The organism is Rathayibacter sp. Leaf299 (assembly GCF_001423055.1).
Taxonomy (GTDB): domain Bacteria; phylum Actinomycetota; class Actinomycetes; order Actinomycetales; family Microbacteriaceae; genus Rathayibacter; species Rathayibacter caricis.
On record NZ_LMNT01000001.1, the window covers coordinates 422,722 to 446,750 of the forward strand.

Sequence of the window (24,029 nt, forward strand, 5' to 3'; positions counted from 1 at the left end):
GCATCACCGTCGATCGCCGCAAGGACGCCATGACCGCCGCCCCCCTCCTCCGCGCCGCCCTCGTCGGGACGGGCGCGGTCGCCCATCTCCACGCGCAGGCCCTCGCCACCCGCGCCGACGTGCGCCTCGTCGCCGCCGTCGACACCGACCCGGTCCGCGCCGCCGAGTTCGCCGAGCGCTACGGCATCCCCGCGCACGGCACGAGCATCGACGACCTGCCCGAGGTCGACGTCGTGCACCTCTGCACCCCGCCCGCCGTGCACGCCGCCCAGGCCGAGGCCGCCTTCGCCCGGGGCGCGCACGTCGTCGTCGAGAAGCCGCCGGCCCTCTCGCTCGCCGAGGTCGATCGGATGACCGCCGCGGCCGACGCCGCCGGTCGCCTCCTCGCCGTGGTCTTCCAGCAGCGCACGGGCACCGCCGCCGCGCACGTGAAGCGGCTGCTCGACTCCGGAGCGCTCGGCCGCGTTCTCATCGCCCGCTGCGACACCCTCTGGTACCGCGACCCCGCCTACTTCGCCGTGCCCTGGCGCGGCACCTGGGAGTCGGAGGGCGGCGGCACCACCCTCGGCCACGGCATCCACCAGATCGACCTGCTCGCGCACCTCGTCGGCGACGTCCTCGAGGTGACCGGCCAGGCCTGGCGCGAGGCCCGCGACATCGAGACCGAGGACGTCTCGACGGGCGTGCTCCGCTTCGCCTCGGGAGCCGTCGCGTCGGTGCTCACGTCGGCCGTCTCGCCGCGCGAGGTCAGCGCGATCCGCCTCGACACCGAGCGCGCCACGATCGAGGTCGAGCACCTCTACGGCCACGGTCGCACCCACTGGCGCATCACGCCGTCGCGCGAGGTCGCGCCGGAGGAGGCGGAGGCCTGGGCGTTCCCCGACGACGAGGACGTGCCCAGCGGCCACGCGCCCTACCTCGACGCCGTGTACGACGCGATCGCGACGGGCGGCCCGCTGCCCGACGTCGCCTCCGGACCGGCCCGCTCGCTCGAGATCGTCGCCGCCCTCTACCTCTCGAGCACCCGCGGCGGCCCCGTGCGGATCGACGAGCTCGCGGATCCCGCGCTGCGCGGTCCGATGCGCGCCGACGTGCGGGACCAGCGCCGATGAGCGCCGTGGAGCTGCCGGCGGGCCTCGGCGTCCTCGTGCTCGCCGAGGACGCACCGCGCCACGTCGAGTCGCCGCGCCCGTTCGTCCATCCGCTGCGCACCCCCTCCGGAGTCGTCGTCTCGGATCTGCGCCCGGCCGACCACGACTGGCACCACGGCCTCTCGCTCGCCGTGTCGAACATCCGCATCGGCGACGAGGCCGACGAGATCAACCTCTGGGGCGGCGTCACCTGGGTCGCCGGCGACGGCTACCGCCAGCTCGACAACAACGGCTCCCAGCTCGTCGAGTCGGTGACGGAGGAGCACGACGGCGTGCGGCTGCGGGTGGGCTGGTACGACGCCGGGGGCCGCCGGTTCCTCGAGGAGGAGCGTCGGCTGACCGTGCACGAGGGGCCGACCGCGACGGTGCTCGAGGTCGTGAGCGAGTGGACGTCGCAGACCGACCGTCCGCTCGGCTTCGGCTCGCCGACGACGGCCGGGCGGCCGGGAGCGGGATACGGCGGTCTGTTCCTCCGCGCGGCGCCGAGCCTCGAGGGCGCCCGCGTGCTCGCTCCGCGCAGCGAGAGCGCCGAGGCGATGGGCCGATCGGAGGAGTGGCTCGCGCTGGTCGGCGCGGGCGTCACCGTGGCGATGCGCGCCGATCCCGAGAACCCGGTGGCGCCCACTCCGTGGTTCGTGCGGAGCGAGGGCACGCCGATGCTGTGCGCCGCGCCGTTCTTCCACGAGGTCTGGACCCTGCCGCCCGCCGAGTCGGCGCGCTGGCGCTGGCAGGTGCTCGTCGCCGACGGCGAGCTCGAGGCGGAGGCGATCGGGGCCGCCTGGTGACGGCGCTGCACCGCGACACCCTCGGCTCGCCCTACGAGGATGCGCTCGACGGCCCCACGGATCCCGTGCTCGTGCAGGCGCCCGACGGCTCGTGGCGCCTGTTCTACACGCAGCGCAGGGCCGCCCTCGATCTGCCGGGCGTCGAGTGGGTGCACGGCACGCGCATCGGAGTCGCGGAGTCGGCGGACGGCGCGTCGTGGCGGTACCTCGGCACGGTCGACGGCCTCGATCCCGCCGGCGCCCCGGACCCGTCGACGCAGTGGGCGCCCGACATCGTGCGGATCGACGGCCGCTACCTGATGACGCTGAGCTGGATCGAGGGCGTGCGCTCGGACTGGACCGGGCGCGCGTCCCTCGTGCAGTTCGCGAGTGACGACCTCGTGTCGTGGACGCGCCTGGGCGCCGTCGACGTCGGCTCGGACCGGGTCATCGACGCGGCGATCGCCCGGTGCGGCGACGGCCGCTGGCGGCTCTGGTACAAGGACGAGGAGCAGGACTCGACGACGTGGGCGGCGGTGTCGGACGACCCGTTCGATCCGGAGTCGTGGCGGGTCGAGGGGCTCGCGATCGGCGGACGGGCGCACGAGGGGCCGAAGGTGTTCGTGCTCGGCGGGCGGTACTGGATGATCACCGACGAGTGGCGCGGGCTGGCCGTGCACTCCTCGCCCGACGGGGTCAGCGGCTGGGAGCGGCAGGGGCTGATCCTGACGGCGCCGGAGCGGCTCGGCGAGCGGCCGGTCGTGGGGCGCCATGCGGACGTGGTGGGGCTCGACGCGGAGTCGGCGCTGATCGTGTACTTCACCCATCCGGGGTGGGACGGCGCGGAGCTGGCCGACGCGCCGGCCGATCGGGCGCGGCGGCGCAGCCACGTGCGTGCGGCGGTTGTGCGGGTCGACGCGGGAGTGCTGCGCTGCGACGCGGACTGAGGTGTCCCGGGCTCGGGAGGACGTTCGGCTCGCAGAAACCCGTTCGGCTCGCAGGAATCGAGTGATCCTGCGAGCCGAACGGGTTCTCGCGAGCCGGAGGTGATCCCGGAGGTCAGGCCGGAGTCGTCGCCGCCCGGTACCGGAAGCCCGCGCCCAGGTGCTCGGACGGCAGGCGGTCGCCGCGCCCGTGCAGCTTGTTGCGGAGGCTCCCCTCGACGTACTCGTCGGGGTAAGCACCGCGGCGGCGCAGCTCCGGGACGATGAACTCGACGACGTCCTCGAAGGTGCCCGGCGTGATCGCGTAGGCGAGGTTGAACCCGTCGACGTCGGTCTCCTCGACCCATTCCTGCAGGTGGTCGGCCACCTCGGTCGGCGAGCCGACGACGAACGGGCCGAGGCCGCCGATGACGCTGAGCTTGGCGATGTCGCGGACCTTCCACTCGCTGCCGTCCTCGTTCGCCTCCTGGAAGTTGGCGACGGCCGACTGGATCGCGTTGCTCTTCACGTTGCCGATCGGCTCGTCGAGGTCGTACTGCGAGAGGTCGATGCCCATCCAGCCCGACATGAACACCAGCGCGCCCTCCTCGCTCGTGTACGAGAGGAAGTCGCGGTGCTTCTCGTGCGCGGCCTCGCTGGTCTCGGCCGTGATGATCGTCAGCAGTGTGTAGATCTTGGCGGAGTAGCGGTCGCGGCCCGCGGCCTCCAGCGCGTCGCGGATCCGCGAGACGGTGGCCTTCAGGCCGGCCTTCGTCGAGGACGCGACGAAGATCGCCTCCGCGTTGCCCGCCGCGAAGCGGACCCCGCGCGGCGACGCTCCGGCCTGGTAGATCACCGGGGTGCGCTGCAGCGACGGCTCCGAGAGGTGGATGCCGGGCACGGTGAAGTTCTTGCCGCGGTGCCCGATCTCGTGCACCTTCGACGGGTCGGTGAAGACCCCGGAGTCGCGGTCGCGGACGACCGCGTCGTCCTCCCACGAGCCCTCCCACAGCTTGTAGAGGACCTCGAGGTACTCGTCGGCCACGTCGTAGCGGTCGTCGTGCTCGAGCTGGTCCTCGTGGCCCATGTTGCGCGCGGCGCTGGGCAGGTAGCCGGTGACGACGTTCCAGCCGACGCGGCCCTTGGTCAGGTGGTCGAGCGTCGACATGCGGCGCGCGAACGGGTACGGGTGCTCGTAGGCGGTGCCGGCGGTGATGCCGAAGCCGAGGTGCTCGGTCGCGGCGGCCATCGCCGACACGAGCAGGATCGGGTCGTTGACGGGGACCTGCGCGCCGTGGCGGATGGCGGCCTCGTTGGAGCCTCCGTACACGTCGTAGGTGCCGAGGACGTCGGCGATGAAGATGCCGTCGAAGGTGCCGCGCTCGAGGAGCTTCGCGAGCTCGGTCCAGTACGAGAGGTCCTTGTAGCGCCAGGACTGGTCCTGGGGGTGGCGCCACATGCCGGAGGACTGGTGGGCGACGCAGTTCATGTCGAAGGCGTTGAAGCGGATCTGGCGGGTCATGGGCACGATAGTGCCCGACGCTCCGGAGGACTCGGCGGGCGCCCGACGCGGGGCGTCACACAACGACGAGTGTCGGGCGTCGGTGTCGCGTCCGCAAGCCGAATCATCGCCAGAGATAATTCGGGTTGTAGAGTCAACCCGAATCATCTCCTGCGATGATTCGGGTTGCGAGAGGGCACGTCCATGGCATCGACGACCGAGTGGCCGCCGCATCGATCCGAGACGCGGCCGTGGCGGCAGGCCGCTCGCGCCGGATCGCGCGCGGACAGGACGCTGTCCGCGGTCGTCGTCTCGCTCCCGCCGCTCCTCGCCGGGCTGACCTGGGACGCCGGAGTCGACCTGCAGCAGGAGCTCGACGCGGCGCGTCGGGCGATCATCGGTCTCGACGCCCGGCACGGGAACCGGCTCGGAGCACTCGGCCGGCTCCTGCTGCGCACGGAGGCCGTCTCGTCGTCGAGGATCGAGCGGGTCGATGCGACCCTGGAGGACTACGCGCGGGCGACGGTCGGGAGTCGTGCGAACGCGGGCGCGCTGTCGATGGTGGCCGCGACGGAGGCGCTGACGACCATGGTCGACCGCGCGGGCCTCTCCGGCACGATCGAGGAGGAGGCCCTGCTCGCGGCGCACAGGACGCTCCTCGCGGACGACCCGATGGACGGACGGTACGCGGGCGCCTACCGGACGATGCAGAACTGGATCGGCGGAAGCGACTACTCGCCCCGGGACGCCGTCCACGTCCCTCCGCCTCCGGGGAGCGTGCCCGAGTACATGACGGATCTGCTCGCCTTCGCCAACAGGGACGACGTCGACCCGATCGTCCAGGCGGCGATCGCCCACGCGCAGTTCGAGTCGGTGCATCCCTTCACCGACGGGAACGGGAGGATCGGCCGGGCGCTGATCACCGCGATCCTGCGCAGACGGGGTCTGACGACCGTGGTCGTCGTGCCGATCGCGTCCGCGCTCGCGGCTCGGCGCTCGCGGTACTTCTCGCTGGTGAACGAGTACCGCCAGGGGTCCCTCGCCCCGTTCGTCCGGGAGCTCGCGACCGCGGGTCTCGTCGCCGCGGAGGAGGCGGGCCGCACCGCCGAGCAGATCGAGCGGCTCCCCGGTCTCTGGGCTCGGGAGGTCGCTCCGCGCGCAGGGAGCTCCGCGGCGCTCCTGCTCGACGCGCTCCTCGACGATCCCGTCCTGACGACTGCGCGCGCTCGGGCGATCACCGGTCGGGCGGCGTCCAGCGTCGGCTCCGCCGTGAAGCAGCTCGTCGACGCCGGAGTCCTCCTCCCGCTCACCGAGAGGACTCGCGATCAGGCGTGGGTCGCCACCGACGTCCTCCTCGAGCTCTCCGATCTGGAGGAGCGGATCGGCGCCGCGATGCGGCTCCGGGCGTCCCCCTGACCCCTCAGCCCAGCTGCCGCCCCAGGAACGCGAGGTGTTCGGCGATCTGGAACGCCTCGCCCTGCTCGTGGCCGTTGTACGGGTAGACCCGCATCTCGCGCGGGCCCGTGTAGCGGTTGTAGGAGGCGTACACGGTCGACGGCGGGCAGATGTCGTCGAGGAGGCCCACCGAGAACATCGCGGGGATCCGCGCGTGCGGCGCGAAGGACGTGCCGTCGAAGTAGGCGAGGGTCGTGAAGACGCGCTCCTCGGAGCCGCGGTGGATCCGCAGGTACTTCACGATCTCGCCGTACGGCATCGTGTCGATGATCCGCGTGGCGTGGCGCATGTGGCTGAGGAACGGCACGTCGATGATCGCGGCCTGCGCCGACGAGGACTCATCCAGCATCCCGAGGATGCCCGCCACCGCGAGGCAGATGCCGCCGCCCTGGCTGCCGCCCGAGATCGCGACCCGCGACGGGTCGACGGCCGGATGCGCGCGCAGCACGTCGAGGGCGCGGACGGCGTCGGTGAAGACGCGGCGGTAGTAGTACTCCTCGGGCGAGGCGATGCCCTGGGTCATGAAGCCGTTGGCGTGCGGGCCGCTGCCGACGGGGTCCGGGGTGTCGCCGGTGCGGTGGCCGGTGCCCTGGCCGCGGGTGTCCATCACGAGGTGGGCGTAGCCGGCGGCGCTCATGGTGGTCCACTCGGTGAGGTGCCCGCGCCCGCCGCCGTAGCCGATGTAGCTCACGAGGGCGGGGAGGGGGCCCTCGACGCCGCGGGGGAGGATCAGCCAGGCGCGGATCGGGTGGCCGCCCCAGCCCGAGAACGTGACGTCGAAGGTGTCGAGCAGCGTGAATCCGGCGTCGACCTGCTCGAACACGGGCTCGTCGGCCAGCGCGCGGGCCTCGGCGACGGTGCTCCGCCAGAAGTCGGCGAAGCCCTCGGGCTCGGCGAGTTCGGGCGCGTACTCCTCGAGGAGCTCGAGGGGCAGGTCGAACTGGGGCATCGGGGTCTCCTTCCGCGGTGCGGCGACGGTGCCGCGGATCCGCTACTTGACGTCCATCCGATATCGAACCTATCGTAGGGCAAACGCTTTCCCGGAACGTTTCACATGCCGATGCGGACCCCCGACAGATGTCGGGTAGGTTCGGGTCGAATGCTCCGGGACTGGAACGAGGAAGTTCACGAGAGGACGATGATGTTCAGCACCAAGCGCACACGACTCGCCGCCGCGGCGATCGCCGCCGTCGCAGCGATCAGCCTGACGGCCTGCTCCGGAGGGGGTGCCTCCGGCTCCGCCACCGTCGACCCCGACGAGGAGATCACGCTCGACTACACCTTCTGGGGCAACGACGACCGGGCCGCCCGCTACGACCAGGCCATCGCGCTGTTCGAGGAGGAGCACCCGAACATCACGATCAACTCCACCTTCACGGACTACCCCGGCTACTGGGAGAAGCGCCAGACCGAGGCCGCCGGCGGCGGACTGCCCGACGTGATGCAGTTCGACTACACCTACCTCCGCCAGTACGGCGACAACGGCCTGCTGGGCGACCTCAGCGAGTACTTCGGCGGCGTCGTCGACGAGAGCACCATCTCGGAGGACCTCCTCGCGACCGGCGAGCTGGACGGCGCGACCTACGCGATCCCCACCGGCTACAGCGCCTGGGCGATCTTCCAGAACCAGGACCTCCTCACCGCGAACGGCCTCGAGCCCTACCCGGGCGGCGGCAGCTGGGACGACTACGCGGCCTACGTCGCGGACGTCACCGAGAAGACCGGCGGCGCCGTCTACGGCGGCACCGACTACACCGGCCGCATCCAGAACTTCGAGCTGCAGCTGCGCGCCGACGGCAAGGAGCTGTTCACCGAGGACGGCGAGCTCGGCTTCACCGAGGACGACCTCGCGGCGTTCTGGGAGCAGGGCGACGAGATGCGCACCACGACCGGCGTGCCGGCCGCGCGCCTCCAGGAGCTGCTGCCCAAGTCCGGCTTCGGCGCCGGCATCGCCTCGAGCGAGATGAGCTGGAGCAACTTCCTCGGCGGCTACATCGGCGACTCCGGAGCCTCCGAGATCGTCATGACCGCGCCGCCCACCGCGGACGAGGGCACCCAGGACCTCTACCAGAAGGTCGGCCTGATGCAGGCGATCTCCTCGGCCACCGAGCACCCCGAGGCCGCGGCCACGTTCCTCGACTTCCTCATCAACAGCCCCGAGGTCGGCGAGATCTTCGGCGCCACGCTCGGCATCCCCGCCTCCTCGGCCCAGCTCGAGGGCGCGAACCTCGAGGGCCCGGACAAGCAGGTCTCCGACTACCTCGAGTCGGTCTCGGACCGCATCGGAGAGGCCCCGGCCGCTCCGGTCGCCGGCTACGGCGCCATCGAGGCGAACTTCCTCGACCTGGGCACGAGCCTGGGCCTGGGTGCGGTGAGCGTCGACGAGGCGGTCCAGCAGTTCTTCGACGAGACCGCCATCACCCTCGGCAACTGATCGATCCCGACGGCCAGGAAAGGCATCACCCATGACGACGACGTCGACCCCGAGCGGCACCGCCGCAACCGGTCGCGTCGCGCCCACCGCCGGCCGGACGAGCACTCCTCGTCCGGCCGGTGACGGGCCGCGGCGCCGCCCCAAGCGCGACACTCTGGCCGGATACGCCTTCCTGTCCCCCTGGCTCATCGGCTTCGTCGGGCTCACGCTCGGCCCGATGCTGATGTCCCTCTACTTCGCCTTCACGGACTACAACCTCTTCACCGCACCCGAGTGGGTCGGTCTGGCCAACTTCGAGCGCCTGATCGGCGACCCGAAGTTCCTCCAGTCGGTGCAGCTGACCCTCGCGTACGTGTTCATCGGGACGCCGGTCAAGCTCGCCGCGGCGCTGGTCGTCGCGATGCTGCTCAACTACTCCGCCAAGGGCACCGGATTCTTCCGCTCGGCCTTCTACGCACCGTCGCTGATCGGAGCGAGCGTCAGCATCGCCATCGTGTGGCGCGCGATGTTCTCGACCGACGGCCCCGTCGACTCCGGTCTGCAGGTCTTCGGGATGGACTTCGGCGGCTGGGTCGGCGTGCCTGCCCTCATCCTGCCGATGATGATCATCCTCGCGGTGTGGCAGTTCGGCGCCCCGATGGTCATCTTCCTGGCCGGTCTCAAGCAGGTCCCGGCCGAGCTGTACGAGGCCGCGATGATGGACGGCGCCGGATTCTGGCGCAAGTTCCGCAGCGTCACGCTGCCGATGCTCTCGCCGGTCATCTTCTTCAACCTGCTGCTCGAGATGATCAACGCGTTCCAGGTCTTCGCCTCGGCGTACATCATCGGCAACGGCACCGGCGGCCCCGCCGGAGCGACCAACTTCTACACGGTGTACCTCTACACCCGTGCGTTCACGAACAACCAGATGGGCTACGCCTCCGCGATGGCCTGGGTCCTCCTGCTGTTCGTCGGCATCCTCGCCTTCGTCCTCTTCAAGACCCAGAAGAGCTGGGTGCACTACTCGGGAGACACGCGATGACCACCTTCGACACCACTCTTCCCTCGGCCGACACTCAGGTGCTGACCGAGCCGGCGCCGAAGAAGCGTCCCGCCCGCAAGCGCCCCAAGGCGACGACGATCGTCTGGATCGTCGCGATGATCGCCCTGACGGCGGTCGTGCTCTATCCGCTGATCTGGATGGGCGCCGCGGCGTTCAAGCCCAACAGCGAGTTCGGCGGCCAGACGTCGCTCCTGCCGCAGAACCCCACGATCGACAACTTCGTTAAGGTCTTCGCGGGGGTGGGAGGAGTGCCGCTGTGGCAGTTCTTCCTCAACTCCACGGTCCTCGCGATCGGCTCGGTCATCGGAGTCGTGATCTCGTCGTCGATGGCGGCCTACGCCTTCGCGCGCCTCGACTTCCGCGGCCGTCCGCTCTACTTCGCGCTGATGATCGGCACGCTGCTGCTGCCGATGCACGTGCTGCTCATCCCGCAGTACACGATCTTCCGCACGCTCGGCATGATGGACACCTACTGGCCGCTGCTGATCGGCAAGTTCCTCGCGACCGAGGCGTTCTTCGTCTTCCTGATGGTGCAGTTCATCCGCAACCTGCCCCGAGAGCTCGACGAGGCCGCACGGATCGACGGGGCCGGCCACATCCGGGTCTTCGGCTCGATCACGATCCCGCTGATCCGCCCCGCGCTGATCACGTCGTCGATCTTCGCGTTCATCTGGAGCTGGAACGACTTCCTCGGCCCGCTGCTCTACCTGAACACCCCCGACAAGCAGCCGCTGCCGCTGGCCCTGCGCGTCTACAACGACCAGACCTCGGCGTCCGACTACGGAGCGACCATCGCCGTCTCGGTGCTCGCGCTGCTCCCGGTGCTGATCTTCTTCATCATCTTCCAGCGCTTCCTCGTCGACGGGGTCGCGACGCAGGGTCTGAAGGGCTGACATGACGCTCCAGCGAGGGGAGTCGAAGCGGCGCTCGCGCGCGACGGCCTCGGCCCGGCGCGCGGCCGCCGACGGGAGCGGGCTGCGCTGGCCCGGTGCCGCCGACCGCTTCGCCCTCCTCGCGGAGGTCCTGTTCACGGGACTGATCGTCGCGATCGTGTCGCTCGGGATCGTGACGATCCCGCTCGCGCTGGCCGTGGGCATCCGCCACCTCCGCCGCTTCGTGCTGGCCGAGGCGACGGGGCTCGCGCTGGTGTGGGCCGACGTCCGTGCCGGGTTCGTCCGCGTGCTGCCGGTGGGGGCCGGCGTCGCGCTCGCCGGTGTGGTGCTCGGCGCCGACCTCGTGCTGATCTCGTCGGGCGTGCTGCCCGGCGGAGTCGCGGTGGCGGTGGTCTGCACGGCGCTGCTCGCAGCGATCGCGGTGGTCGTGCTCGTCGCGGCGACCGACTGGGAGCCGGGGTCGCGGTGGGGGGCGCTCGTGCGGTCCGCCGCCCGGCGCTCGGTGCGCGACGTGCGCGGATCCGCTCTGCTGGCCGGGGGGCTGCTGCTGACCGTCGTGTCGGCGTGGCAGCTGGCGCCGCTCGTGGTGCCGGCGCTCGGATGCCTGGTCTTCGCGGCGCTGGCGGTGCGGTTGTCGGGGGAGGCGCGCTGACAGCGCGATCTTCTGCGCCGCTCATGTACGTGAGATCGGGTGTACAAGTGCACTCGGAATCTCACGTACGACGGGATCACCATGAGCGACAGCACACGACCCACGCCCGGAGGCGCCCTGTCGCTCGACGACATCGTCGGGCGCGACGAAACGGTGGACCGCTGGCTGGTCGTGCTGCGATCGGGGTCGGGCCTGCTGAGCGAGCCGCGTCGACTCGGCAAGACCCAGGCGCTCAAAGTACTGAAGGCGCGAGCGCCCGCTGACGAGTGGACGGTCGTGGTCACGTCCTTTCAGGCGGCTTCCACTCTCGCCGAGATGGCCGAGACCGCCATCGGCTCGATGATGAACGCCGCCGGCGCGGGCACCAGGATGTGGATGTCGCTCAAGGCGTTCGGCTCCACCGTCAGTCAGTTCGGTTTCACGCTGAATGATGGCACCTCGTTCTCCCTGTCCCCGGTCTTCATCGACGACCCCTTGAGTGCGCTCGAGAAGGTGCTGGTCGCTGCCGCGAGGAACCAGGATGGCTCGATGCTCCTGCTCGCCTGGGACGAAGTCCCCGACATGGTGTCCGCCATCGCAGCGAACGAGGGGAAGGCGAGCGCGATCCGCCTGCTCCGAATGCTGAGGCGGTGGCGGGAGGACCCGCGGCTGGGGGCGATCAGGTGGATCCTGACCGGTTCGGTCGGGCTCCACCACGTCGTTCGGCAGCTCGCGATCACCGTCGATGTGACGAACGACCTCCAGAACCTCCGTCTGGGACCCCTGGGCCCCGATGATGCTGCGATCGTCGCGAGGAAGACTCTGAGAGGCGCGGGAATCATTGCGCCGACCCGTGAGGTCGTCCTCGCACTCGTCGAGATCAGCGACGGCATCCCGTTCGTCATCCACCTGGTCGCAGTGGCGGTCGAGGAGAGCCGTGTCGTGGAGATCTCCGCACCCTCGCTCGAGGCTACGTTCCTCGGAGTGATGCGGGACTTGGATCACTCGAAGCAGCTGACGCCGTTGCTCACGCGAGTCTCCGGTTTCTACGGACCGGACGACGTGCTGGCGGAATCGCTGCTGGACCACACGTGCACCGGTAGTCGCTCGTTCGTCGAACTGTGCGATCTGGGCGCGGAGAAGGCGGACGCGTCCGTGCGCGATGTCGAGCGCGTTCTCGGGCTTCTCGTGCTCGATCACTACCTCGTCGACGACGGGTCGTGCCGCTGGCGGTACGACGTCCTTCGCCGCTTCTGGGCGCTGCGCACGAGAGGGAGGAGAAGCGTATGAGTGAGAGCCGCGGCAAAGCTTTGCGCAGTCGTTTCACCCCCAGCCTCATGCAGGAGGCGGACCTCGAGACTCTCTTCGTCGCGAGAGAGAACCTCCTCGGCATGGTGGCCGGCAGGATCGACGAGGCCGTCGTCTCGGACTCGAGATCGCACCTCGTGTTCGTCGGACCGCGCGGAGCGGGCAAGACCCACCTGACGAGTCTCAACTACTACCGGGGCAAGCGCAGGGACGACTTCGGTGCACGCTTCGCGCTCAGCTGGCTTCCCGAAGATCCATGGCTCGTCGATTCGGGCGACGACTTCTTCGCCTCGGTCGTCGAGCACGCCGAGCCGTCCATCGACGGAGACGGACCGCCGGAGCGGATCATCGCCGATTGGTCGCGCCGTCACGGCCCGATCGTCGTCTTCGTCGAGAACGTCGACCAGATCCTCGACGCGATCGGCGGCGAGGGGCAGCGGCGCCTGCGCGCCTTCCTCGAGAACACGAACGCGCTCCTCCTCATGGCGACGTCGACGCGCCTGCTCCAGCCCGGCGAATTCGCTGCGCAGAAGAAGGAGGGTGCGGCGACCCACCGTCAGGAGTCGCCGTTCTACGGATACCTCCGTGAGGTCCCGCTGAAGCCGTTCACCACGGACGAGGCGCGGGAGATGCTGACCGCCATCGCCCGCCTCGACGGCGACCAGGAGCTGGTCGGGGCGCTCGGTTCGACTCGCGGGCGGTCGAGGCTCTCCGTGATCGAGCACCTGGCGGGTGGTCAGCCTCGGGTGTGGGCGCTGCTGGCGTCCGGGCTCTCGGTGCACGGACTCGAGAATCTCGTCGCGCCGCTGATCGACCGGTTCGATGACTTGACTCCCTACTACCAGGAGCAACTGGCGCGGTTGTCGCCTCACGAGCGGAAGATCGTGCGAGCTCTCGCGAAAGCCGACCACCCGATGTCGGTGAAGCGGATCGCTGCAGCCACGGGGATCGCAGAGCGGAGCGCCGCGCGCACGATAGCCGATCTCCGATCTAAGGGGTGGGCCGTTCCCTACGACGGTGCTCTGACAGAGATGCTCGACAAGCGTCTGCAGATGTACGAGCTGGCCGAGCCGCTCGCCCGACTGGTGTTCCAGATCAAGGAGTCGCGGGGGGAGCCGATCCAACTGGCCGTGGACTTCCTCACGGCATGGTTCGAGCCGGAGGAAATCGACGGAGTGTGGAGCAGCTCGAGCGTCGAGGCGCATCTCGACGCGGCACTGCGCGACGGGCGGCCTGCAATCGAGCTCGCGCGTGACTGGGCGACGCTCATCTCGAGCGATGAATGGGATCACCGCGAGCGATCCGATCTGTTCGAGCAACTTCTCCTCAGGGTTGATGAGTCCCTGGTGCTGCTCGCCTCGGGGGACGCGACCTCCGTCATGGAACTCCCCAGGTCGATCTCGCGGGTGATCGAGGAATGGATGACCATGTCGAGCATCGGTCTCCTTCGACTGAAGTTGCTCTGTCTCTCTCGTGCTGATGCCGCCAGGGCCCTGCAACGGGCGGAAGACGCGCTGGCGAGCGTGAACGAAGAGGAGAAACCTGAAGCTTGGGGTTACGCCTGTGTCGTCTACGCGGGTGTCGGCGAGAAGGAAGCGGCGAGGCGTATCGCCGTCGAGTTGGTCGAGTCGTCCGAGACGTCGATCGAGGCCCTGAGGAGGGCGACAAGGCTCCTCCAGGAACTCGGCGCGGTCGAGCTGAGGGACGTCGTCCTGGCCGCCTTGGTGCGCAAGGCCAGATCAGACGCTCCGGATCCTGAAACCCTCGCTCGCTTGTACGAGGAATCGGACTCTGCGACCGACATCCTCGTCAAGCGTGATGCCGACCGACCCGCGCTCTCTTTCGACCTCTTCGTCGCGGTCGGCAGCGCCGTGCAGTATCTTCTCGCCCTCGAGCTGGAGGCAGATGTCCACCCGGAACGCCGGAGTGCCGCCTCCGAGGAGGCAAGCCGCGTCCGCGCCGCCTATCGATCCGCCGTGGGGACGATGCTCCGAGGAGGAGGTGGTCTGCCAGTGACCGGAGACGCCTCTGCGAGAGTCGTTCCCTTCAGCGACGAGCGCGGGTAGGAAGCGCGGCCGTTCGGCCTGGGAGGCGAGCTCTGTACTGGTGCAGATTCGGTGATGACGCCTTTCCTCAAAGAACTGTGCGAAGTCCGGGAACGGGAACACGTGCGCGGGGAGTGCGTTGAAGCCCGTATGACGACTTACGGAATCATCGGAGCAGGCAACATCGGTAGCCAGATCGCTCGCGCGGTCATCGGCCAGGGCGACGACGTGGTGATCGCGAACTCCCGCGGACCCGAGACGCTCGCGGACCTGATCGCGGAGCTCGGCCCGCGGGCACGGGCCGCGACGGCGCAGGAGGCGGCCGAGGCCGCGGACGTCGCCGTCGTGACGGTGCCGCTGAAGAACCTCGACCAGGTGCCGGTGGCGCCGCTCGCGGGCAAGATCGTGCTCGACACGAACAACTACTACTTCGAGCGCGACGGGCACATCTCCGCGCTCGACGCGGGAGAGACCACCACGGCCGAGATGGCGCAGGCGCACCTGCCCGAGTCGAAGATCGTGAAGGCCTTCAACCACATCATGGCCGCCGACATCACCACCGACGGCTTCCCCGCCGGCGACCCGCAGCGCCGCGCTCTCGTCGCGTCCAGCGACTACCCCGAGGCGCTGCACTTCGTGACCGACCTCTACGACCGGCTCGGCTTCGACACCGTGACCGTCACTCCGCTGTCGGAGTCGTGGCGCGTGGAGCGCGACCGCCCCGCCTACGGCGTGCGGCAGTCGAGCGCGGAGCTCGAGGCGAACCTCGCGAAGGCGCCGCGCACGGTCTGACCCGCTGCCCCGGTCCGAGCTCGGCCTCGCATGTCGCTTCCGCCTGCGAGAGTGGACGGGAGTGAGCACGAGCCGCCCGGCTCGGACCGGAGGGAACCGCCATGGCATCCGACGCCCGTCGCATCCGCACGAGAGGCGCGCTGTCTCGGCGCGGGATCGTGCTCGGCCTGACCGCGCTGCCGGTCCTGCCTCTGCTGAGTGCGTGCACGCCCGACGGCGGAGGCCGCGAGAGGCAGGCGTCCGACGCCCCGCAGCGCCCGAGGACGGTCACCGCCGCACCCGCCGGCCCGGTCGTGCTCGCCGCCGATGCCGCCGCCGTCAGTGCGGCCCTGTTCACGAGCGCGCCGCTGGTCGTCGTCGTCGAGGAGGCTCCCGCCTCCGTGATGCTGGCCGCGCAGCTGGCGATCACGTGGGGGGTGCCGCTGCTGGTGGCTCCCGCCGGCTCCGCCTCCGCGTCCCCGGCGCCGGGTCCCTTCGATGCCGAGCTCGAGCGCCTCGGCACCGAGCGCGTCGTCGCCGTGGGCTCCGTCACCGAGCCGGCGGGCATCGAGACCGTGCGCGCCGAGGCGGCACCCGAGGCGATCGCCGAGGCCACCGGAGTCGAGGTGTCGGCTCTCGCGATCGCCGACCTGGCCGCCTTCGCTCCCGGCTCGCTCCCCGAGCCGCCCTTCGGCGCAGTGCCCGACCGGGCGGAGCCGCTCACGGGCGTCCTCGCGCTCGCGCAGCCGGTCGAGGCCGACGTGCCCGCGCTCGCCACGGCCAGAGCGGCGGGGATTCCGGTGACCCTCGTCGAGAGCGCCGATCTCCTCGCCTCGGGAGCCGCGGTCTCCGCCGTCGCCGACTCCGCTCCCACCGCGACCCTCCTGCTCGGGGCGCAGCTCGCCGCGCAGACCGCTCCGGAGTGGTCCCTCCGCGCCGCCGCGACCGGCTGGCAGCTGCCGGGCGGCGGGCAGCGCCTGTTCGGCGGGCACCTGTTCGTCGCGATCTACGGCACCCCCGGCGCCCCCGTGCTCGGGGTCCTCGGCGAGCAGGGCCTGGAGGCGACCATCGAGCGCGCTGCGACCGTCGCCGAGCCGTACCGCGAGCTCACTCCGCTGCAGGTCGTGCCCAGCCTCGAGATCATCACGACCGTCGCGGCCGGCAGCGCGGGAGGCGACGGCGACTACTCCAACGAGCTGCCCGCCGAGGGCATCCGTCCCTACATCGACGCGGCGGCGGCCGCCGGCATGTACGTCGTGCTCGACCTGCAGCCGGGCCGGTCCGACTTCCTCACCCAGGCCCGCGCCTACGAGGAGCTGCTGCGGCTGCCGAACGTGGGCCTCGCCCTGGATCCGGAGTGGCGGCTCGCCCCCGACGAGGTGCCGCTCGCCCAGATCGGCCGGGTGTCGGCCGCGGAGGTGGACAGCGTGTCGAGCTGGCTCGCCGACCTCGTGCGCGACCTCGGACTGCCGCCGAAGATGTTCGTGCTGCACCAGTTCCGGTCGTCGATGCTGCAGGACCGCTCGAGGATCCGCCGCGACCGCCCCGAGCTCGAGTTCCTGGTGCACGTCGACGGCCAGGGCGCGCAGCCCGACAAGCAGGCCACCTGGAACGCGCTGCACCGCGACGCCCCCGAGGACCTCGCCTGGGGCTGGAAGAACTTCTACGACGAGGACCTGCCGATGCTCACCCCCGCCGAGACGATGGCGGAGGTGTCGCCGCTGCCGGACCTGGTCACGTACCAGTAGGCGGAGGGCGGCCCCCGAGCTCAGCGGTGGTGGGTCTCGATACGCGCTGCGCGCTACTCGACCAGCGGGGGACTTCGCTGATCGAGTAGCCCGCGCAGCGGGCGTATCGAGACCCCCCACCGCATGCACGGTGGCCGAGCGGCCCCGAAACGGGGCCTGCGCCGCTCCGAGAGCCCGGTTCGGGCCCACTCGGAGTCCGTCATCGCCGCGAGTCGGCACGAGTCGGGCTCTGAAGGCGCCCGCCGGCCCGTTCCGCGACCACTCGCCGCGCTACTCCGGAGCGTCGACCAGCGTCAGCGCAGGCAGCCTCGCCGAAGCGTCGGCGCTCCACGCCGCGAGGACGCACGGTCCGAGATCAGCGGCGGCCGCGACTCCGGCGTCGAACCGCGTGGTCCAGAGCGCGAACGTCGTACCGTCGACGTCGAGCGGCTCCCAGTCCCCTCCGGTCGCGGCGAGCAGGTCGGCCTGCAGCGAGACCGCCTCCATGGCTGCACGGTTCTCGGCCCGCGAGCCGGCGAACACGGTCGTCTCGAGCAGCAGGCTCCTGGCCGCCAGCGCCGCCACGGCCCGGCGGTCGGTCGGGGTGGAGAGCACCGCGTCCCGGACCATCCGCGTGCCCGTTCTCAGCAGCGTCCGCAGCACGACTCCGTCCGACGCGACGGAGACGTCGTCCGGCCCGCCGCCGACGATCTCCCAGGGCCGGTCGACGGGGACGAGGATGCGCATCGTCGCATCCTGCCACCTCGGCCGCGGTCAGGCGTCGGCGGTCCGGCCGAGCCGAGCGCTGATCTGCGCCGCCGCCTCGGCCGCCAGCTCGTACGAGTAGCCGCGCACGAAGGGGAGCGACCTCGACACGAGCAGGAAGTCCGACTCGACCTCCTCGGCGCCGTGCCGCCAGAGGATCCGGAGTGCGGGGATCGGATCCACCCCGTTCACGTGGACCGCCTCGGCGGACAGGACGTCCGCGAGCGGGAGTGCGACGAGCTCTCGCGGGGGATCCGTCCGCCACACCGCGATCCGGTCGTCGTCGACGCTCAGCACGTAGTGCATCGACACGCTCCACGCGGGCGCCCTCTCGGCGAGCCGGTCGGTCAGGTCCTTCACTCCCAGATCGTCGCCCGCGGCGTGGCCCCGCGCCGGGAAGAGCACGGCGTCGGGGAGGAGGCGCCGGAGTGCACGCTCCGTCAGCAGCGCTCCGCGGCGGGAGAGGTACCAGAGCATCGCACCCAGGAGCAGCCCGCACAGGGCCGCGGCCCATCGGGACTGTCCGACGGACATCAGGACGGCGGCGCCCGCGATCACCGCGATGCAGCCGGCCAGAGTCGACCAGCGCGCGATCGACTCCTTCACCCGCCCATGATGGCAGGCGGTGCTCACGAGTCGGCGACGAGCGTCAGCGCACGCCGCCGGTCGACGCGCGGACGATCAGCTCGGGGTCGAAGCCGGCGGAGCGGACGTCGGCGTCGCCGCGGATCGCCGCGATCAGCAGCTCTGCAGCGCGCTCGCCCATGCGGTGGGTGGGCTGCCGGACGGAGGTCAGCGGCACGACGGCCGCGTCGGCGAACGGGATGTCGTCGTAGCCGACGAGGGCGATGTCGCCGGGGATCGAGACGCCGCCGCGGACCAGGCTCTGCATGACGCCCAGCGCCAGCTCGTCGTTCGCGGCGAAGATCCCGTCGGGCCGCTCGTCCGCCGGCATCGCCAGGATCCGCTCGCCCAGTTCCCGACCGAGGCCCGGACCCATGCCGACGGTCTCGATCGAGGAGAAGGCGGCGCCCGACGCGCGGACGGCCGCCGAGCATCCGTCGAAACGGTCGCGCACCTGCGGTATCCCGAGGGTGCCGCCGAGGAACAGGAGGCGGCGGCACCCGTTCGCGAGGAGGTGCTCGGCCGCCATCCGACCGCCGAGGACGTCGTCGAGGGCGACCGACAGCAGCCGGCCGCGCGGATCGACCTGGTCGACCAGCACGACCGGCACGCCGCGCTGCTCGAAGACGTCGAGGTGGTCGAGCGAGGACGCGATCGGCGCGAGCAGCACGCCGTCGACGCGCTGGCGGGCGAACAGGTCGAGGTAGCGCAGCTCGCGGGCCGCGGAGTCCTGCGTGGCACCGAGGACGAGGGAGTAGCCCGCCTCCTCGGCGCCGTGCTCCGCTCCGAGCGCGAGCTCGGCGTAGAACGGGTTGCCCAGGTTCACGACGGCCATGCCGACCGCCATGCTCTTGCCCGCGCGCAGCTGCCGGGCGGCCACGTTCGGGATGTACCCCAGGGCGGCGACCGCGTCGGCGACCGCCGCCATCGCCGCGCTGGACACCCGCTCGGGGCGGTTCAGCGCGTACGAGGCGGTGGTCACCGAGACGCCGGCGCGGGCGGCGACGTCGCGGATGCCGACCTGGGGCACGGGATCAGTCCGTGCTCGAGGAGCGGCGGCGGGAGCCCATCAGCAGGGCGGCGCCGCCGAGCAGGAGCGCGAGGACTCCGGCCGGGAGCAGCGACAGGTCGGCTCCGGTCGACGCCAGCCCTCCGTGCGAGCCGCCCGAGGCGCCGGGCGCCGCGGTGCGGGTCGGCTCGGGACCCGGCACGACGGGCGCCGGAGCGGTCGCGACGGGCGCCGGAGCGGTCGCGGTCGGCTCGGGAGTCGGCTCCGCGGTCGGTCCCGGAGTCGGCTCGACGGTCGGTCCAGGCGTCGGCTCCGGCGCCGGCCCCGGCGTCCCCTCCTGCGCGAGCACCGGCACCGTCGACCAGTCGATGTCGCTCGCCAGGCCGTACGAGGTGTACGACGGCTGGTTGTACGCGGTGTTCTGGCGCGCGACCTCGACCCGGTACTGCGGGTCGTGCATCAGCGTCGTCAGCTTGCGATCGGTGACCTCGGTGCTCGAGTAGATCCGGATCGCGCTCGAGTCGGCGGTCGGCAGCAGCAGCTCCTCGCGCCAGTCGCCCAGCACGTCGGCGACGAGAGAAGGGTTGCCCTTCGTGCCGTTGTTCGTGACGGTCCCCTCTGCCGAGAGCAGCACCTCACCGGCACCGGTGACGATCGTCGGAGTGACGGGAGTCGCGTCCTGCATCGTCGTGCTCGCGACGATCTGGGTGGTCATGTCGGCCGCCCAGCGGATGCTCTGATTGGTGCCCGGCTGCGTGTCCGAGAGCGGCTCACCGCTCGCGCTGAGCGTGCCGACGGCCCAGACCTCCTGGCCGGGCAGGGCGGGGTCGATGTCGCCGATCATGCCGCGACCGGTGTCCTTGCCGGTGTAGGCGCCGAAGAGCACCTCTCCGGTGGCCGCGTCGCGTAGCGCGTAGCCGTACGGGGCGTACGCGCCGCCCTCGTGCACCGTGAAGACCTCCAGCCCGGGGCGGGCGGGATCGATGTCGGTGACGTGCATCGCATCGCCGTGGCCGAGTCCCGCCTCGGTGCCGGGAGCCGCGCTGCCCTCGGGCAGGGTGTCGAACGACGTGTACAGCAGGCTCCCGTCGTCGTCGAGGGTCGCGGAGCCGTAGACGATCTCCTGGCGGCCGTCGCCGTCGACGTCGGCGGCGCTGAGCGAGTGGAAGCCCTGCGTGGTGAGGCGGCCCCACTCCTCGCTGGTGCCCTCGCGACCGTGCGGGCCGTCGTTGAACGGGTTCGTCATCGGCACGTGTCCGCTGTCGGCGATCCACCGCCGCGTCAGGTCGGAGCCGTCCCAGTCGTAGGCGACGACGACGGCGCGCGTGTAGTAGCCGCGGGCGAAGACGGCCGAGTGGGTCTCTCCGTCGAACGACGCGACTCCGGCGAGGAAGCGGTCGACGCGGTTGCCGGGCTCGATGCGCGACATCGCGTAGTCGCCCCAGAGCAGTCCGTCGTCGCCGCGGCCCGGCTCGTAGGCGGCGGTCTCGAGCTCGGCTCCGGTCTCGCCGTCGAACACGGTGAGGTACTCGGGGCCGGTGAGGACGAAGCCCTCGAAGGTGGTGAGGTCGTTGCGGTCGCTGCGGCTGGGCGCGTAGACGTCGATGAAGTAGTCGACGAGCTCCTCGGCGCCGGCGCGGTCGAGCGGGTACTCGTGCGTCGGAGTGGTGCCGAACGCCTCCTCGAGGGTCGCGGGCCACTGCGCGCTCGTCACCTCCTCGCGCTCGCCCCAGCCCTGGAAGACCCCGATGAGGTGCTCGCGGTAGTCGGCCGCGGACATCCTGTAGTCGTCGTCGGCGGTGACGCCGGCCGCGACGTCCTCGGGCAGCAGGGTGATCGACTCCGCCCCGGAGGCGTCACCGCCGGGCAGCACGCGGGTGCCGGGTGCGGTCTTCGTCATGATCTCGGAGCGGCCGTCGCCGTCGAAGTCCGAGACCATGAACTGCGTGTAGTGCGCGCCCGAGCGGATGTTGACGCCCAGGTCGATGCGGTGCAGCAGTGTGCCGTCGGCCTCGTAGGTGTCGAGGTAGGTGTTCCCGGTGTACCCCTTCTGCGAGACGTCCTTCGCGTTCGACGGGTACCACTTCACGACGTACTCGTAGTCGCCGTCGCCGTCCATGTCGCCGACGCTCATGTCGTTGGCGCTGTAGGTGTACGCCTCGCCGGCCGGAGTGACTCCGTCGGCCGGCTTCTGCAGCGGCAGGGTCTCGAACGCGTCGGCCGAGGCGGTGGCGGGAGCGCTGGGCTCGCCCGGCTCGCCGTCGACGATCGGCACGACCCGGTACTCGTCGCCCGGGGCGCCGTCGGGGTCGTGCAGGTTGGTGCTGTCGGTGACGACTCCGATCCGCTCGGTGCCGCGGAGCACGGCGAAGTCGGCACCGACCATGCCGGTCGCGGAGGAGCCGGTGACCTCGGTCGCGAGCAGTCGCCAGCTGACGAACACACCGCCGTCCGGCGAGGCGAGGGCGACGACTCCGCGGTCGAGGTCTTCGAGCTGCTGGGTGAGCAGCGGATTCGCGGCGGGCGCGGTCAGCGGGGCGGCGGAGGAGGGGGCGGCGGCGGCGAACGAGACGCCGGCGACCAGGGCGAGGCAGAGGCCGGAGCGCAGGGCCCGGCGGGAGGAGGCGGGCCCGGTCGGGACCGGACGGCGTGGACGTAGGAACGAATTCGGCATTGAATCCCTCGGCATCGATGGAGTCCGGGAAGCAGGAATGCGTTTTCCCGGCACGTCTGCCAGCCTAGGCGACCCCTTTCACGAGGGTCAACCACGCGACTGGGAGGGATGCGCCGCGTCAGTCGTCGCCGAGCAACCGCTTCGGAGCGCGCGCCCGCCAGGCCTCGTGCAGCACCTGCTCGAGCTCCTCCGCCGACACCTGCTCCAGCCGCACGATCACGCTCGCGTGCCCGTCGTAGTGCGGAGTCGTCGTGAACGCCTCCGGGTCGCGGTGCAACAGCGCCTCGCGCTCGGCGAGGTCGGCGCACCAGCACAGCAGCTCGCCCGGCCGCTCGAGCAGCCGGGCGAAGACGGTCCGCCCGACGGCCCAGGCGGGCGTCCCGTACGAGGTCCGCTCGTGCACCTCCGGCAGCGCCAGGGCGATCCGGCGGGCGTCGTCCTCGGTGCTCATGCCGTGCCTCCTGCGGATCAGACGCCCGTGCGGGCGCCCTCGCGCAGTCCTTCCTCCTTGGCCTCGCGCACGAGCCGCTCGATGCGGCGGCGCGAGCGGATGCGCCCGGCGAAGAGGGCGAAGAGGATCAGCGCGATGCCGAGCAGGGCCAGCAGCTGCGGCAGCGGGATCGCGGTCACCGAGGACGACTCCGAGACCGGAGCGACCTCGATCTGCTCCTCCGACGGGGTGACGACGGTCGGCGACACGGTGAAGTCCACCGGCACCGAGAACAGCGGCCAGACGTCGTCGAGGGCCACCGACACCGCGCGGCGGTCGCCGGGCAGCAGCTCCTGCGCGGTGGCGTCCTCGGGGATGAGCGCCGCGGAGGCGCCCTGCGCGCTGACCGTGCCGTCCAGCAGCAGGCGCACGTTGCCGGTGTTGACCACCTCGGCGTCCACGGTCACGGAGCCGGGACGCAGCGGGTTCCAGGAGAGGCGGTAGTCGCTCTGCACGTTCTCGACCGCGACTCCCGGAGAGACGTCGCCGGACACGCGGGTCATCACGCGGAAGCCGATGCGGCTCTCGACGCCCACGGCGGCACCGCCCGCCTCGGAGCCGACCGAGAGGACGGACGCGGCGATGCCGGCGGCGTGGTCGCCCGGCTCCGCGTCCTCCGGGACCGTCACCGTGAAGGGCACGATCGCCGTGGCGCCGGGGTCGACGGTGACGCTCTCGGGAGCGTCGATCCAGGTGCCGGCCTCGACCGACTCCTCGGAGGAGGAGAGCATGTTGAAGCGGCCGGTGTCGGTGAAGTAGCCGTCGGCCGCGGTGATGCGGAAGGTCACGGGCTGCGTGCTGAGGTTGCTGACCGCGGCCTCCTCCTGCGCCTCGGCGCCGGGATCGAGATCGAGCTCGATCCACGAGCGCTTGTCGGGAGCGCCGTCTGCGGCGGGGCGCATCGCCCACGAGATCTGCCCGGCCGTGTCGTCGGCGAGCGCGGGAGGTGCCGCGGACGCGGCCACCGCGGCGACCGCGAGGGCGAGGAGGGTGCGGAGGGCGGCTCGCGGCCGGCGGGAGGATCGTCGCTGATCGGTCATGAGGTGTCCAGGATGCCACGGTCGGGGAAAGGGCGACGCGGCCGAGCAGTGGCTGCTCGACCGCGTCGAAGGGTGCGGGAGGCCGGAGCCCCCCGGCGTCACTCGAAGAGCGACAGGGTGAGGGTCGACGAGTAGTCGCCGGCCTCGACCGTGGGGGCGGTCCTCAGGAAGAGGTCCGCGTTCGCGGTGAAGGGGCCGGTGGGAGCGACCTCGGCCGACTGGTTGGTGAGGGCCAGGAGCTCCTGGTCGACGAGGCCGACGGCGTCGTCACCCTCGTCGATGATCGTCTCGACGCGGTCGCCCTCGGCTACCAGACCGGTGTCGCCGCCCTCGATCACGCGAGGCTGCCAGCCGAGGTTGCCGGCGGGGATGACGTCTCCGGCGGTGTTGGTGAAGTCGGACGCGGATCCGACGACGTACCAGCCGGCCTCGGCGGGGATGTCCTCGGGGTCGCGGGTGTCGGCGACGGTCACGGTGGGCAGGGTGCCCGTGAACTGGCGGATGACGGACGTCGAGCCCTCCTCGGTCAGCTCGGTGGAGTCGCCGGCGACGGTCATCGACAGCGTGCCGCCTCCGGGCAGCTCGGTGATCTCGACGTTGACGTCGACGTCGTTGGAGTCGAGCTCGGCGGCCATCGCGGTGCCGGCGACGCCGAGGAGGAGGAAGCCGCCGGCGAGGCCGGCCACTCCGCGGGAGACGATCGTTCGGGTGTTCATTGCGGGTGTTCTCCGTTCTCCGCGGCGGCGCCGTCGCCGCCGCGGTTCTGTGTGTCGGATGGTAAC

The 24,029-nt window shown here is 71.2% G+C and carries 21 protein-coding genes; 12 read left to right on the forward strand and 9 right to left on the reverse strand.

The genetic code is table 11. The features are described from left to right. Nucleotides 1-29: 29 nt before the first annotated feature. From ASF48_RS01905 to ASF48_RS01915, 3 genes are read left to right on the forward strand one after another with little or no spacing between them, the layout of a single operon-like run. Nucleotides 30-1,112 (forward strand): Gfo/Idh/MocA family protein, encoded by a 1,083-nt coding sequence (locus tag ASF48_RS01905; RefSeq protein WP_055785549.1) that lies wholly within the window; start codon nucleotides 30-32, stop codon nucleotides 1,110-1,112. Then, on the forward strand, nucleotides 1,109-1,936 hold the full coding sequence (locus tag ASF48_RS01910) for a PmoA family protein (protein ID WP_055785552.1): 828 nt from the start codon (nucleotides 1,109-1,111) through the stop codon (nucleotides 1,934-1,936). The genes ASF48_RS01905 and ASF48_RS01910 overlap by 4 nt, the downstream gene beginning before the upstream one ends. Next, nucleotides 1,933-2,862 (forward strand): family 43 glycosylhydrolase, encoded by a 930-nt coding sequence (locus ASF48_RS01915; RefSeq protein WP_055785554.1) that lies wholly within the window; start codon nucleotides 1,933-1,935, stop codon nucleotides 2,860-2,862. The genes ASF48_RS01910 and ASF48_RS01915 overlap by 4 nt, the downstream gene beginning before the upstream one ends. A gap of 112 nt (nucleotides 2,863-2,974) precedes the next feature. Here ASF48_RS01915 and ASF48_RS01920 read toward each other — a convergent pair whose 3' ends face one another. Next, a complete protein-coding gene (locus ASF48_RS01920; protein ID WP_055785559.1) occupies nucleotides 2,975-4,360 on the reverse strand; it encodes an LLM class flavin-dependent oxidoreductase in 1,386 nt (461 codons plus the stop codon). 183 nt (nucleotides 4,361-4,543) lie between these two features. Here ASF48_RS01920 and ASF48_RS01925 point away from each other — a divergent pair, with 183 nt between their 5' ends. Further along, complete coding sequence (locus ASF48_RS01925; RefSeq protein ID WP_055785562.1) at nucleotides 4,544-5,755, forward strand: Fic family protein; 1,212 nt, start codon at nucleotides 4,544-4,546, stop codon at nucleotides 5,753-5,755. A gap of 4 nt (nucleotides 5,756-5,759) precedes the next feature. On the opposite strand, the gene ASF48_RS01930 is transcribed toward ASF48_RS01925, so the two are convergent. Then, on the reverse strand, nucleotides 5,760-6,743 hold the full coding sequence (locus ASF48_RS01930; protein ID WP_055785565.1) for an acetylxylan esterase: 984 nt from the start codon (nucleotides 6,741-6,743) through the stop codon (nucleotides 5,760-5,762). Between the two features lie 189 nt (nucleotides 6,744-6,932). Between ASF48_RS01930 and ASF48_RS01935 the strand changes: the two genes are divergently transcribed. The 8 genes from ASF48_RS01935 (at nucleotide 6,933) to ASF48_RS01970 (ending at nucleotide 16,666) form a co-directional block, all read left to right on the forward strand. After that, the gene (locus ASF48_RS01935; protein WP_235577167.1) at nucleotides 6,933-8,228 is read left to right on the forward strand and encodes an ABC transporter substrate-binding protein; all 1,296 of its coding nucleotides are present in this window, start codon (nucleotides 6,933-6,935) and stop codon (nucleotides 8,226-8,228) included. Between the two features lie 31 nt (nucleotides 8,229-8,259). Continuing rightward, nucleotides 8,260-9,249, forward strand: coding sequence for a carbohydrate ABC transporter permease (locus ASF48_RS01940; protein ID WP_055785568.1), 990 nt, complete (start codon nucleotides 8,260-8,262; stop codon nucleotides 9,247-9,249). Next, the gene (locus ASF48_RS01945; RefSeq protein WP_055785571.1) at nucleotides 9,246-10,163 is read left to right on the forward strand and encodes a carbohydrate ABC transporter permease; all 918 of its coding nucleotides are present in this window, start codon (nucleotides 9,246-9,248) and stop codon (nucleotides 10,161-10,163) included. Before ASF48_RS01940 ends, ASF48_RS01945 begins: the two co-directional genes overlap by 4 nt. A gap of 1 nt (nucleotide 10,164) precedes the next feature. Beyond that, nucleotides 10,165-10,815, forward strand: a complete 651-nt coding sequence (locus ASF48_RS01950; RefSeq protein ID WP_055785574.1) for a hypothetical protein — start codon at nucleotides 10,165-10,167, stop codon at nucleotides 10,813-10,815. An 81-nt stretch (nucleotides 10,816-10,896) separates the two neighbouring features. Continuing rightward, nucleotides 10,897-12,084, forward strand: coding sequence for a hypothetical protein (locus ASF48_RS01955; protein ID WP_157603016.1), 1,188 nt, complete (start codon nucleotides 10,897-10,899; stop codon nucleotides 12,082-12,084). Next, nucleotides 12,081-14,168 (forward strand): hypothetical protein, encoded by a 2,088-nt coding sequence (locus ASF48_RS01960; protein ID WP_055785581.1) that lies wholly within the window; start codon nucleotides 12,081-12,083, stop codon nucleotides 14,166-14,168. Before ASF48_RS01955 ends, ASF48_RS01960 begins: the two co-directional genes overlap by 4 nt. Before the next feature lie 102 nt (nucleotides 14,169-14,270). Further along, on the forward strand, nucleotides 14,271-14,939 hold the full coding sequence (locus ASF48_RS01965; protein ID WP_268788494.1) for an NADPH-dependent F420 reductase: 669 nt from the start codon (nucleotides 14,271-14,273) through the stop codon (nucleotides 14,937-14,939). A gap of 101 nt (nucleotides 14,940-15,040) precedes the next feature. Continuing rightward, nucleotides 15,041-16,666 carry a hypothetical protein gene (locus tag ASF48_RS01970; RefSeq protein ID WP_055785587.1) on the forward strand — a complete coding sequence of 542 codons (1,626 nt, stop codon included), beginning with the start codon at nucleotides 15,041-15,043 and terminating at the stop codon, nucleotides 16,664-16,666. Between the two features lie 270 nt (nucleotides 16,667-16,936). Here the strand turns inward: ASF48_RS01970 and ASF48_RS01975 are convergent, their stop codons facing one another. From ASF48_RS01975 to ASF48_RS02005, 7 genes are all read right to left on the reverse strand, one after another. Continuing rightward, nucleotides 16,937-17,392: a hypothetical protein gene (locus ASF48_RS01975; protein ID WP_055785590.1), complete on the reverse strand. Its 456-nt coding sequence runs from the start codon at nucleotides 17,390-17,392 to the stop codon at nucleotides 16,937-16,939. 27 nt (nucleotides 17,393-17,419) lie between these two features. Then, nucleotides 17,420-18,016, reverse strand: coding sequence for a hypothetical protein (locus ASF48_RS01980; protein ID WP_055785592.1), 597 nt, complete (start codon nucleotides 18,014-18,016; stop codon nucleotides 17,420-17,422). A gap of 43 nt (nucleotides 18,017-18,059) precedes the next feature. Continuing rightward, nucleotides 18,060-19,064: a LacI family DNA-binding transcriptional regulator gene (locus ASF48_RS01985; protein ID WP_055785595.1), complete on the reverse strand. Its 1,005-nt coding sequence runs from the start codon at nucleotides 19,062-19,064 to the stop codon at nucleotides 18,060-18,062. Between the two features lie 4 nt (nucleotides 19,065-19,068). Next, nucleotides 19,069-21,717, reverse strand: a complete 2,649-nt coding sequence (locus ASF48_RS01990) for a rhamnogalacturonan lyase family protein (protein WP_162238015.1) — start codon at nucleotides 21,715-21,717, stop codon at nucleotides 19,069-19,071. A 118-nt stretch (nucleotides 21,718-21,835) separates the two neighbouring features. After that, nucleotides 21,836-22,168: an MmcQ/YjbR family DNA-binding protein gene (locus tag ASF48_RS01995; protein ID WP_055785599.1), complete on the reverse strand. Its 333-nt coding sequence runs from the start codon at nucleotides 22,166-22,168 to the stop codon at nucleotides 21,836-21,838. A 17-nt stretch (nucleotides 22,169-22,185) separates the two neighbouring features. Next, a complete protein-coding gene (locus ASF48_RS02000) occupies nucleotides 22,186-23,247 on the reverse strand; it encodes a WxL protein peptidoglycan domain-containing protein (protein WP_055785602.1) in 1,062 nt (353 codons plus the stop codon). A gap of 98 nt (nucleotides 23,248-23,345) precedes the next feature. After that, on the reverse strand, nucleotides 23,346-23,963 hold the full coding sequence (locus ASF48_RS02005) for a hypothetical protein (protein WP_055785604.1): 618 nt from the start codon (nucleotides 23,961-23,963) through the stop codon (nucleotides 23,346-23,348). Between the last annotated feature and the right edge of the window lie 66 nt (nucleotides 23,964-24,029).

Bases quoted from the DNA above. Each gene is read 5' to 3' on its own strand.
- ASF48_RS01905 (WP_055785549.1), top strand. From the start codon at position 30: ATGACCGCCGCCCCCCTCCTCCGCGCCGCCCTCGTCGGGACGGGCGCG.
- ASF48_RS01910 (WP_055785552.1), top strand. From the start codon at position 1,109: ATGAGCGCCGTGGAGCTGCCGGCGGGCCTCGGCGTCCTCGTGCTCGCC.
- ASF48_RS01920 (WP_055785559.1), bottom strand. From the start codon at position 4,360: ATGACCCGCCAGATCCGCTTCAACGCCTTCGACATGAACTGCGTCGCC.
- ASF48_RS01925 (WP_055785562.1), top strand. From the start codon at position 4,544: ATGGCATCGACGACCGAGTGGCCGCCGCATCGATCCGAGACGCGGCCG.
- ASF48_RS01930 (WP_055785565.1), bottom strand. From the start codon at position 6,743: ATGCCCCAGTTCGACCTGCCCCTCGAGCTCCTCGAGGAGTACGCGCCC.
- ASF48_RS01935 (WP_235577167.1), top strand. From the start codon at position 6,933: ATGATGTTCAGCACCAAGCGCACACGACTCGCCGCCGCGGCGATCGCC.
- ASF48_RS01940 (WP_055785568.1), top strand. From the start codon at position 8,260: ATGACGACGACGTCGACCCCGAGCGGCACCGCCGCAACCGGTCGCGTC.
- ASF48_RS01945 (WP_055785571.1), top strand. From the start codon at position 9,246: ATGACCACCTTCGACACCACTCTTCCCTCGGCCGACACTCAGGTGCTG.
- ASF48_RS01950 (WP_055785574.1), top strand. From the start codon at position 10,165: ATGACGCTCCAGCGAGGGGAGTCGAAGCGGCGCTCGCGCGCGACGGCC.
- ASF48_RS01955 (WP_157603016.1), top strand. From the start codon at position 10,897: ATGAGCGACAGCACACGACCCACGCCCGGAGGCGCCCTGTCGCTCGAC.
- ASF48_RS01960 (WP_055785581.1), top strand. From the start codon at position 12,081: ATGAGTGAGAGCCGCGGCAAAGCTTTGCGCAGTCGTTTCACCCCCAGC.
- ASF48_RS01970 (WP_055785587.1), top strand. From the start codon at position 15,041: ATGGCATCCGACGCCCGTCGCATCCGCACGAGAGGCGCGCTGTCTCGG.
- ASF48_RS01975 (WP_055785590.1), bottom strand. From the start codon at position 17,392: ATGCGCATCCTCGTCCCCGTCGACCGGCCCTGGGAGATCGTCGGCGGC.
- ASF48_RS01990 (WP_162238015.1), bottom strand. From the start codon at position 21,717: ATGCCGAATTCGTTCCTACGTCCACGCCGTCCGGTCCCGACCGGGCCC.
- ASF48_RS01995 (WP_055785599.1), bottom strand. From the start codon at position 22,168: ATGAGCACCGAGGACGACGCCCGCCGGATCGCCCTGGCGCTGCCGGAG.
- ASF48_RS02000 (WP_055785602.1), bottom strand. From the start codon at position 23,247: ATGACCGATCAGCGACGATCCTCCCGCCGGCCGCGAGCCGCCCTCCGC.
- ASF48_RS02005 (WP_055785604.1), bottom strand. From the start codon at position 23,963: ATGAACACCCGAACGATCGTCTCCCGCGGAGTGGCCGGCCTCGCCGGC.